10 protein-coding genes and 1 pseudogene are annotated in these 10,205 nt (G+C 68.3%); 8 read left to right on the plus strand and 3 right to left on the minus strand.

Translation table 11 applies throughout. The features are described 5' to 3' along the window. From MRY84_RS06235 to MRY84_RS06270, 8 genes and pseudogenes are all read left to right on the plus strand, one after another. Positions 1-180: pseudogene (locus MRY84_RS06235) on the plus strand (peptidylprolyl isomerase); the annotation flags it as partial. A gap of 26 nt (positions 181-206) precedes the next feature. Further along, positions 207-887, plus strand: a complete 681-nt coding sequence (locus tag MRY84_RS06240; protein WP_291504878.1) for a carbonic anhydrase — start codon at positions 207-209, stop codon at positions 885-887. A gap of 98 nt (positions 888-985) precedes the next feature. Then, entirely contained in the window at positions 986-3,448 is a 2,463-nt protein-coding gene (locus MRY84_RS06245; RefSeq protein WP_291504879.1) for an adenosylcobalamin-dependent ribonucleoside-diphosphate reductase, read from the plus strand. Next, on the plus strand, positions 3,445-4,776 hold the full coding sequence (locus MRY84_RS06250; protein ID WP_291504880.1) for an NnrS family protein: 1,332 nt from the start codon (positions 3,445-3,447) through the stop codon (positions 4,774-4,776). Before MRY84_RS06245 ends, MRY84_RS06250 begins: the two co-directional genes overlap by 4 nt. Positions 4,777-4,796: 20 nt before the next feature. After that, positions 4,797-5,507 carry a nitroreductase gene (locus MRY84_RS06255; protein ID WP_291504881.1) on the plus strand — a complete coding sequence of 237 codons (711 nt, stop codon included), beginning with the start codon at positions 4,797-4,799 and terminating at the stop codon, positions 5,505-5,507. Between the two features lie 41 nt (positions 5,508-5,548). Beyond that, a complete protein-coding gene (locus MRY84_RS06260; RefSeq protein WP_291504882.1) occupies positions 5,549-5,962 on the plus strand; it encodes a ribonucleotide reductase subunit alpha in 414 nt (137 codons plus the stop codon). Between the two features lie 6 nt (positions 5,963-5,968). Next, positions 5,969-6,535: a hemerythrin domain-containing protein gene (locus MRY84_RS06265; RefSeq protein ID WP_291504883.1), complete on the plus strand. Its 567-nt coding sequence runs from the start codon at positions 5,969-5,971 to the stop codon at positions 6,533-6,535. 196 nt (positions 6,536-6,731) lie between these two features. Further along, positions 6,732-7,796, plus strand: coding sequence for an AbrB family transcriptional regulator (locus MRY84_RS06270; RefSeq protein ID WP_291504884.1), 1,065 nt, complete (start codon positions 6,732-6,734; stop codon positions 7,794-7,796). A gap of 82 nt (positions 7,797-7,878) precedes the next feature. On the opposite strand, the gene MRY84_RS06275 is transcribed toward MRY84_RS06270, so the two are convergent. From MRY84_RS06275 to MRY84_RS06285, 3 genes are all read right to left on the minus strand, one after another. Further along, a complete protein-coding gene (locus MRY84_RS06275) occupies positions 7,879-8,178 on the minus strand; it encodes a DUF3567 domain-containing protein (RefSeq protein ID WP_291504885.1) in 300 nt (99 codons plus the stop codon). 253 nt (positions 8,179-8,431) lie between these two features. Continuing rightward, positions 8,432-9,619, minus strand: a complete 1,188-nt coding sequence (locus MRY84_RS06280) for a DUF3108 domain-containing protein (protein WP_291504886.1) — start codon at positions 9,617-9,619, stop codon at positions 8,432-8,434. Between the two features lie 23 nt (positions 9,620-9,642). Next, positions 9,643-10,205: IclR family transcriptional regulator C-terminal domain-containing protein (locus MRY84_RS06285; protein ID WP_291504887.1), on the minus strand; the 563-nt coding region annotated here is incomplete at its 5' end.

A 10,205-nucleotide genomic window follows, 5' to 3' on the forward strand; every position in this document is an offset into this window, starting at 1 on the left:
GTGGTGGCGCGCGATCCGGGGAGGCAGCCGGCGTTCGAGGAAGTCCGCCAGGCCATTGCCGTGACGCTGCGTCAGCAGACCTGGGTGAATGCGCTGCGCCAATACCTGCAAGTGCTGGCAGGAGCTGCGGTGTTGGAGGGCGTGGTGCTGGATGCGGCCGAAACACCGCTTGTACAGTAAGCCCTTGCGCTGCACCGGACAACACCATGCCTGACGAACTGCTCGACCGCCTGCGCCGTTTCCACAACGACGCGTTCCCCCAGTACCGTGAGCAGTTCAAGACCCTGGTAGACGAGGGGCAGCATCCGACCACCTTGTTCATTGGCTGCTCTGATTCGCGCTTGGTGCCTTATCTGCTGACGGGGGCCGGTCCCGGCGAATTGTTTCTGGTGCGTAACGTCGGTGCGTTTGTGCCGCCGTGCGATGGATCGCATGGTCACCACGGCACCACGGCCGCCATCGAGTTTGCGGTGCTCAATCTGCAGGTTCGCCGCATCATCGTTTGCGGCCATAGTCACTGTGGGGCTATCAAGGCGATGTATGGTGAGGTTTCGCCGGAAGCGCCCAACCTCAACCGCTGGCTGGACCTGGGGCGTGAGGCGGTGCTGCCCATGCAGCCGGCTCCGGAGGTGCTGCGCCGCACCGAGCAAAGGGCTATCGTGCTGCAGCTGGAGCGGCTCATGGAATACCCCATGGTGCGCAGCCGGGTGGAAAGCTGCCAGATCAGCCTGCACGGCTGGCACTATGTGATCGAGGAAGGAGAGGTGCATGTGTTCGATGTCACGACGGGTGGCTTCGTGCCGGCCTCGCAGGCCGACAACAGCGGCACGGGCCCCTACCACCCCTATGTGGAGCATGATGGGCAGGTGCTTCTGGACGAGTTGTGACCGCCCGCTGACGCGGCGCCCGGAGGCAACCGGGGGAATGCCGCGTTCTTGAGGGAGCGCAAAGCCCTGGCCGCGTGAAACCCAAATCATCTGCCCCCATGAAACGCGAACCCCAGCCCCCACTCTCCAACACCGATTCGCCCGCGGCCGCATTGCAGCCCATCAGCATGGACGTGCTGCGCGAGAAATACCTCAAGCCCGGCGAGACCACCGTTCAGGAGCTTTACCAGCGCGTGGCGCGCGCCCTGGCTTCGGTGGAGGCTCCGGACCTGCGGGGCAAGTACGAGGCACTTTTCCTGGCGAACCTGCAGGCGGGCGCCATCGGCGCCGGCCGCATCATGAGCGCCGCCGGCACCGACATCCAGGCCACCCTCATCAACTGCTTCGTGCAACCCGTGGGCGATTGCATTCAGGGGGTGGACGACGGCGGCTTTCCGGGCATCTACGAGGCCCTGCGGGAAGCTGCCGAAACGATGCGGCGCGGTGGTGGCGTGGGCTACGACTTCTCGCGCATCCGGCCGAAGGGCGCGCAGGTCAAGGCCACGGCATCGATGGCTTCGGGTCCGTGCAGCTACATGAACGTGTTCGACCAGTCCTGCTCCACGGTGGAAAGCGCGGGCGCGCGCCGGGGTGCGCAAATGGGCGTGCTGCGCATCGATCATCCCGATGTGCTTGAGTTCATCACCGCCAAGCGCACACCCGGCCGCTGGAACAACTTCAATGTGTCGGTGGGCGTGTCGGACGAGTTCATCCACGCCGTGGAGAACAACGCAGCCTGGGAGCTGGTGCACAAGGCCCAGCCGGGCGCCGCCTTGCTGGCCCAGGGTGCACGCCAGCGGGCGGACGGACTGTGGGTCTACTCCACCGTGCCCGCGCGCGAGTTGTGGGACACGATCATGAAGTCGGCCTACGACTTCGCGGAGCCCGGCATCCTGTTCCTGGGCCGCATCAACGAAGACAACAACCTGCACTACTGCGAGGAGATCGCGGCGACCAACCCCTGTGGCGAGCAACCCCTGCCGTCCTACGGCTGCTGCGACCTGGGGCCCATCATCCTCACCCGCTTCGTGCGCCATCCCTTCGGCTTTGGCGGCGTGGCGGCATTTGACTTCGAAGCCTTTGCGCAGGCCGTGGCCCTCCAGGTGCGGGCGCTTGACAACGTATTGGACGTGACCTATTGGCCGCTGCCGCAGCAGCGCGACGAGGCCATGGCCAAGCGGCGCATCGGCGTGGGGTTTACCGGCATGGGCAACACGCTGGCGATGCTGTGCCTGCGCTACGACCTGCCCGAGGGCCGCGCCATGGCTGCGCGCATTGCCGAGTGCATGCGCGATGCGGCCTACGCCGCTTCCGTGGACCTGGCGCGGGAGAAGGGGGCTTTTCCCAAGTTCCAGGCCGATCCCTATCTGTTGGAAGGCACCTTTGCCAGCCGCCTGCCCGACGCGCTCAAGGCGGCCATTCGCGAGCATGGCATCCGCAACAGCCACCTGCTGTCCATCGCGCCCACGGGTACGGTCAGCCTGGCCTTTGCCGACAATGCCTCCAACGGCATCGAGCCGCCGTTCTCGTGGATGTACAAGCGCAAGAAGCGCGAGTCCGACGGCAGCACGACCGAATACGCGGTGGAGGATCACGCCTGGCGGCTGTACCGGGAGCTGGGGGGCGACGTGAACGCGCTGCCGGACTATTTCGTCTCGGCGCTCGCCATGTCCGCGCAGGACCACATCGCGATGATGGAGGCGGTGCAGCCGTTCGTGGACACGGCCATCTCCAAGACCGTCAACATCCCCGCCGACTACCCCTATGACGATTTCAAGGACCTGTACCTGCAGGCCTGGCGCGCGCGTCTGAAGGGCTTGGCGACGTACCGCCCCAACACCATTCTGGGTTCGGTGCTGGAAACCCACGTGCCCGCGCCGACGGCAGAGGCGCCGGCCCCTGCGCCCAAAGCCGCGTCCGCCGTACCGGTGGATCCCATGCGCACCGTGATCGAAAGCCGCCCCCAGGGCGGACTCTCGGCCGTGGCAGAGAAGCTGGAGTACTGGACGCAAGAAGGCCACAAGACGCTCTACCTCATCGTCTCGTTCCTGCCGGTGCCCACGGGCGTGGGCGACCGCACGGTGGACCGGGCCATCGAGTTCTTCATGCCCGTGGGCCAAAGCGGCGAGTCGCAGCAGTGGATCACCTCCAGCATGCGGCTGCTTTCGCTGGCAGCGCGCGGGGGCTTTCTGGAGCGGGCGCTGAGCGACATGCGCAAGGTGGCCTGGGACCGTGGCCCCGTGCGGCTGGGAACGCACCGCAAGGACGACGGGACGCTCGTGCCCATGTGGCACGATTCCGAGGTGGCGGCCATGGCCTTTGCCATCCAGAACATCCTGGCCCGCCGCGTGGCCGACCGGGTGCAGCAACAACTGCGGGTGGGCGAGCCCGCGGCCCCACCCGTGCCGGTGCCGCAGGCCATGGCGGGCAAGAAGTGCAGCGAGTGCGGGGCGCACGCTGTGATTCGCAAGGACGGCTGCGATTACTGCACGCAGTGCGGCCACCTGGGAGCCTGCGGGTGAGTGCTCGGCCCGTGATCCCCGTGCGTCCGGCATCGGGAAAGCACTCTCCTGAAGCGTTGGCAGCGCTGGACCGGCGCTGGCGCTGGCAGTACGTGATGCTGGCGCCCCATCGGCTGGGTTTTCTGCTCGGGATGGCGGTGCTCGTGGCATCGGGTGGCTGGTGGGCTGTGGTGCAGCTCGCACGCTCGACGGGCTGGTGGGGCATGTACTACGCCATGTCGCCCACGGTGGTGCACTCGGCCGTGATGGTGCTCGGTTTCATCCCGCTGTTCTTTGCGGGCTTCCTTTTCACGGCCGGGCCCAAGTGGCTGGGGGTCGAGCCGCTGCCTCCGCAGGCGCTGCAGTGGCCGTTGCTGGCACAGGCGGTGGGCTGGCTGCTGTGGCTTGTGGGTGCGCACTGGCGCATTGGCGCGGCCCTGGCAGGGCTGGCGCTGGCCTGTGCCGGGCTTGTCTGGATGACCGCCCTGTTCTGGGGGCGGGTGCGCCTGAGCCGTGCCGAGGACCAACTGCACGCGCGGGTGATTGCGGCGGGCTGCGGAGTCGGGTGCCTGTGCATGGTGGGGCTGGGCTTGAGCCTGGCGTTCGGCACGCACGCCCTGGCCCGCGCCTTTGTGTTCACGGGGCTATGGGGATTTGTGGTGGTGGTGTACGTCACCGTGGCGCACCGCATGATTCCGTTTTTCACCTCCAGCGCCATGCCCATGGTGCAGGCTTGGCGGCCGTTCTGGGTATTGTGGCTCATGCTCGGCGCCGCGCTGATGCAGGTCGTGGCCGCATGGCTGGAGTGGGCGGGCGTGCCCGTGGTGGGTGCCGGGCCGCCCTGGACACTGGTGCTCGGAACGCTGCAGTTGGCCGTGGGGGGCATCCTCGTGTGGCTGGCTTGCGTCTGGGGATTGGTTCAGAGCCTCAAGAACCGGTTGCTGGCGATGCTGCACATTGGGTTTCTCTGGCTGGGCATGTCGTTCCTGCTGGCGGGCGCATCGCACTGGCTGGCCTGGCGCTTTGGCATGGCCGCGCTGGGCCTGGGGCCCTTGCACGCACTCACCATGGGCTGCCTGGCCTCGCTGATGCTGGCCATGGTCACGCGCGTGTCCTGCGGGCACAGCGGACGCGCCCTGGTGGCCGACCGCACCGCGTGGAGCCTGTTCTGGATGCTGCAGGCCGCCACCGTGCTGCGCATCGCCGCCGAGTTGCCCGGCATTTTTGGTATGGCGTGGACCTGGATGTTGCCGGCTGCTGCCTGCCTTTGGGCTCTGACCATGGGCGTGTGGGGCTTGCGCCTGGGCGGCTGGTATGGCCGTGTGCGCGCGGATGGCCGCCCCGGCTGACTCAATTCAAGGACCTGCAAATGGCTGTGATTCCCTGGCCCGTCAAGCCCGCCCGCCACCCGGGCTCCGTGGCAGCGTCCGCACCCCGCGATGCCGCGGCGAGCCGCGTCGCAGCAGCGCCTTCCGACGAGCCTGCTGCGATGGCCGCGGCGCTGATCCAGTCACGCCAGACCATCCTGCCCAAGCGGCTGGGCGCGCCCGGCCCCACTGGCGCCGAGCTGGCGCAGATTTTGGGGGCGGCGGCCCACGCGCCCGACCATGGGCAGCTCGTGCCGTGGCGCTTCGTGCTCGTCCCTGCGCCTGCGCGGCCAGCGTTGGCCGAGGTGTTTGCCCAGGCGCTGCTCGAACGCGACCCCGAGGCCTCCCCCGAACAGGCAGAGCAAGCCCGTGAAAAGGCCCATCGCTCGCCCGTGCTGCTGCTGGCCGTGGTCGATGCGCAGCGCGGCGACCCCGAGGTGGATCTGGCCGAACGCATGGTCTCTGCGGGTTGCGCCGTACAGAACATGCTGCTCATGGCCACGGCGCAAGGGTATGGCTCGGCGCTGACCAGCGGCAAGGCACTCAAGGCGGCGGGGTTGCGCGCGCTCTTCCAGTTGCTGCCCAGCGAGCAGGCCGTGTGCTTCATCAGCATTGGCACCGTGGTCTCGCGCAAGGCCGTGCGGGTGCGCCCCGCCGCCAGCAGCTATGTGAGCACGCTGCAGCCGGGACGGGGTGTGGTCCCCGGCTTTTGAGGTGGCCGCTTTTCTTGTGACCGTTTTTTGAGACCCTTTCCATGGAAATTTTCAGCTTCGATGACCTTCTGCGCGCCGCGCGCCTGCAGCCCGAACCCCAGCGCCTGCTGTTTGTCTTCGCGGCGGTCGAGCTGTCCGACGACGCCACCCCCGCGCAACGTGCGCGCTTCGAGGCAGGGCAGGGCGGCGCGCTGGTACCGCTGATGTGCGTGGACAAGACTCCGCAGGAGCTCGCGTCGTTCGATGCGCTTGTGCGGGAGGCTCAGCAGTTCACCGCGCCGGGACACGATTGGGCCATGGTGTTTGCGGCCGCCATGTCGGGCACCTTGAATCGTGCGCCCACCAGCGCGGAGGCCGAGGCGCCGCTGCAGCGCATGGTCGATTCGATCAAGGCCGGCAGCCACGGTGCCTTCATTCCTTTTGACCGCCAGGGCCAGCCTGTGCGTTTTGGTTGATCTGCCATGGCGTCCACGGCTGTTCCCGCGCGTCCCGTTCCAGGCTTCACCGCGCCCGCAGTGGGCTTTGAGCAGCCCTTCGCCATGCTCGAGGCTTGCCACGAGCGCGTGCAGCGCACGTTGGCGTTGCTGATGCGGCTGCGCGCGCATGTGCGCGAACAGGGGGCTGACGAGAACGCACGCCAGGCCGCGCGCGATGTGCTGCGCTACTTCGACATGGCCGCGCCGCTGCACCACGAAGACGAAGAGCTGCACCTGTTTCCCCTGCTGCTGGCCCATGGCGCGCCGGAGGTCGCCCGGGCCGTGCGGCAGCTGCAGCAGGACCACATTGCCATGGCCGCGAGTTGGGCGGCCGCCCGCGCACCCCTGGAGGCGCTGGCCCAGGCCACGTGCGCGGCGTTCATCGCCGAGGATGAAGCCGCGCTGGAACGCTTTGCCGCCCACTATGCGGACCACATCGCCGTGGAAGAAGGGCTGGTGTACCCGGCAGCCCTTGCCTTGCTGCCTGCCGAGGCGCTGAGCGCCATGGGTGATGAGATGGCTTCGCGGCGCGGGGCCATCAGGGTGCTATAAATAGAATAGCTGGTTGCGCTTGTGGGACAGGCGCTGTGGGCCATTTTCTTTGACGTGTGGCGCGCCGTGCGCCAACGGGTCGCTGCAGGGCAGCGGGGGCGTGCACGAGCGCTGGCGGATTGCGTATGCCCGGTGCGGGATACTTGCCTCACCCGCGCCCATGCATACGTCGCTCCGCTTCCAGCATGTTCTCCTGATGTCCCAGCTTTTTCCCGTTCGCGTTGCCGCCACGCTCGCCCTCGCCTGGGCCGCGGCGGCCTTTTGTGTCGCCTTGGGTACGCCCTTGCCGTGGATGATCGGCCCGCTTCTGGCCACTTCGCTGGTGTCGATGGCTGGCGGGCCGACCGAAAGCTGGGGCCCGCTGCGCAATACGGGGCAGTGGACCATTGGTGCCGCCTTGGGACTGTATTTCACGCCGGAGGTGGTGGCGTTGATCGGCGGGCTTTGGTGGGCCATCGCACTGGCCGTTGGCTGGGCGCTGCTGCTGGGCTGGCTCTTCGGCGCGTGGCTGTATCGCCTCCATGCGCCGCGCATGCACGGGCTGCCGGCGCCGATGATGCGGGCCACCAGCTACTTTTCAGGCGCCATCGGCGCGGCGTCTGAAATGACGCTGCTGTCCGAGCGGGAGAACGCGCGCACCGACCTCGTGGCCGCCAGCCACAGCCTGCGGCTCCTGATCGTAACCGTCACGATTCCCTTCGCCCTGCAGTGGAGTGGGCTTCATGGCCTGGACATCCTGCCGCCCACCGTGCGGCACGTCTGGTGGCCGGGCTTGGCGTTGCTGGCATTGGCGACCGGGGCCGGTGCATGGGTGATGGAACGCCTGGGCCGCGCCAACCCGTGGTTCATGGGTGCCATGGTGGTTTCGATGGGCCTGACGATGGCGGGATTCGTGCCGTCTGCCGTTCCGCAGGGGCTGGTGAATGCAGCGCAGCTCGTGATTGGCGTGAGCCTGGGGGTGCGTTTTCGCAAGGAGTTCCTGCACACCGCACCACGCTGGCTGGCCTCCGTGGCCGTGGGCACGGTGGGCCTCATGGCCATCTGTGCGGCGTTTGCCGCCCTGCTGGCTTGGGCCACGGGCCTGCCCTGGGTGACCTTGCTGCTGGGCACGTCCCCCGGCGGCATTACGGAGATGGCCATCACGGCCAAGGTGCTTCAGCTCGGCGTGCCGGTGGTCACGGCACTGCAGGTGTGCCGGCTGATTGCCGTGTTGATCCTGGTGGAACCGATGTACCGGCGGATTTATCCGACCGGGGAGTGACAGGTCAGCGGCGCGCGAAACTGGCGCCGCGCGATCGCGAGCGACGACGAGCAAGAGCCGCCCCGCAGCGCCTCCGCGGGGATCAGTGCACCACGACCGGGTTCTGCGCCAGCCCGGCATAGCGGTCCAGCGCGTCCTCAACCTCTTCCTGCGTGGGGGTTTCGCGCTGCCACGCCAGGATTTGTTCCTGGAACATTTCTGCCCAGGAGCCATCCAGGTACACCTCCTTGCCGGAGCGCTTGTCCACGATTTCAAACCCGTGGCGCGCAAGCTGAGGCCCAGCGGGCGCAGTGTCATTGAGCGCCGGGGCGCTCCTTGGCTCGGCCGCGTCGGGCAGCATGTGGACCACCACAAAAGACTCCGAGTCGTAGAGCATGTGCATCGCGTTCCCCTGGTTGATTAGAAAGTCAGATGACAGCGGCGGCGCAGAGTTCAAGCCCCGGGGGCGGCTTGCGGCAAAAACCGGCACGGGCGTAGCGTCTTGTCTGACCGCGACGGTCCGCACAGGTCTGCGCCAGCTTGCTGTGTACCAGTATTTCACGAAATGGCCTGCAGCCCGACGCTGGCAGGCGATTTGAGCCCCATGGTGCGTAGGCGCAACACCGCCCGTGCCAAGGCGGCTGGCGGGGATGGACTCAAGGGGCGGTGCTGCTGCGCAGCAGCAAATCCGCAAAGTCCCCATTGGCCTGGGTGATGCGGATGCGCACCGGCAGGTAACCCAGGCCGGGGGCGACCCACAGCTCGGCCTTCTGGTCGTAGTCCTTGCGCGGCAGGCGCTGCAGTTTGAGGGCTGGGGTAGGGCCGGCCGGCAGCTCCAGGGTTTCCGGGCCTTCGATAGTGAAGGTCCAGCGGTCGGCGCTGCGGGCGCTCACCGTGGTGAGGGCAATCTCGGTGCCGGGCACAAACCGCCCGGGATCGGCCGCGAGCAGGGCGCCGAGCTGGATGAAGACGCTCAGCCGGTCTTGCGCGCCCGCGCCAATGGCCGCTTCCGGCGTATTGGCGCTGAAGGTGACACGGCCTTTGGCCTGGTCGAAGTGGGCGGCCTGTTCGCTGCGCGAGCGGTCGGAGAACCGCTCGGGTTGCAGCCCCTGGGCCGTGATGTGGCCCGCGCTCCGCTGGACCCGCTTGCCCAGCAGGAAGGCGCTGATTTCCTGCCGCGCCTCGTAGCGGCTTCCGTCGTGCTGCCACAGCAACTCGGCGCTGGCGGAGTAGGCGAATTTCTTGGCCTGGCCGTGGACGTCAAAGGATAGGCGGGCGGGGGCTGGCAGACGCACCGGGGGCGGCGCGGTGCTGGTGGCCTGTCCCGGGCCGCCGCCGGGAGCTCGGATGTCCACACCGGCGTCGGTGCGGGCGTCTGCGGAGGCGGGAGCGGGAGGGGAAGGGGGCGGCGGCGAGGAAGGCGTGGCAGAGGGGGCCGCGGACTCGGTGTCTGGATTGGCGGCGGCCAGGCTCTCGGCCGCGGGTGCGGGGGGCTCCGCAGGTGTTGCCGCGTCTTCGCTGGCCGAAGGCAGGCTTTCCGCCGGGGGCGTGGCGGGTGCGGTGCCGACCAGGGGGCTCGTCGGTGGCGGAGTTGCCGGGCTGGGCGCGGGCGGCGTGGGTTTGCTTTTGCGCGTGGCGGCGGCCTTGACGGGGTCTGGCGATGCTGCAGCCGAAGGGGCAGAAGAAGGGGCCGGGGCAGCCGGCGGCAGGGAGATGCTGCGGGTGCTGAAGGCTGGCGCCGGTGGCGGGGCGGCAGACTGCCATCCCAGCGGCAGCCCGCCCAGGACCAGCCAGTGCGCGGCCAGCACCAGGGCGGTAATCAGAACCAGCGCGCGGCGGGGCATGGGGAGGATTGTGGTCGCCGAGGTCAAGACGGGAGGTTCGCGCCCAGGTCGCGCGACAGCTGCGCCGCGGCGGCACGCAGGGGGGCGTCGATGGCGCCACCCCATTCCGGGTCGAACGTGGCGATGGAACCCAGCGTCGTGATGCCCAGCTCCAGGTGGCCGTCTGCATCAAACACCGGCGCGCAGAACGCCACGATGCCCGGCAGCAGTGTGTCCACCACACGGGCGGCACCGTGCGCCCGCACCTCGGCCAGCAGGGCGTTGACTTCGGCCATCGTGGCGGGCAGGTCGGTGCGGCGCATCTTGGTGGCGCGCGCCAGTTCTTCCTTGAGCAACGGGGCCACGGCTTCGGGCGCCATGTGCGCCGCAAAGCAACGCCCCGTCGCCGACGAGAGCAGCGGCATCACGTCGCCCAGCCGCAGATTGGCGGTGACCGCCTGGGGCGATTCCTCCCAATGCACGATGGTCGGGCCATGGTTGCCCCACACGGCCAATGCCAGCGTATGGCCGATGGTTTCCATCAGGGCAGGCATGCGCTCCCGCGCCATCCGCACCCCGTCCAGCCGGGTGAGCGAGGCCAGGCCCA

Source organism: Acidovorax sp. (assembly GCF_022763525.1).
Taxonomy (GTDB): domain Bacteria; phylum Pseudomonadota; class Gammaproteobacteria; order Burkholderiales; family Burkholderiaceae_C; genus Acidovorax.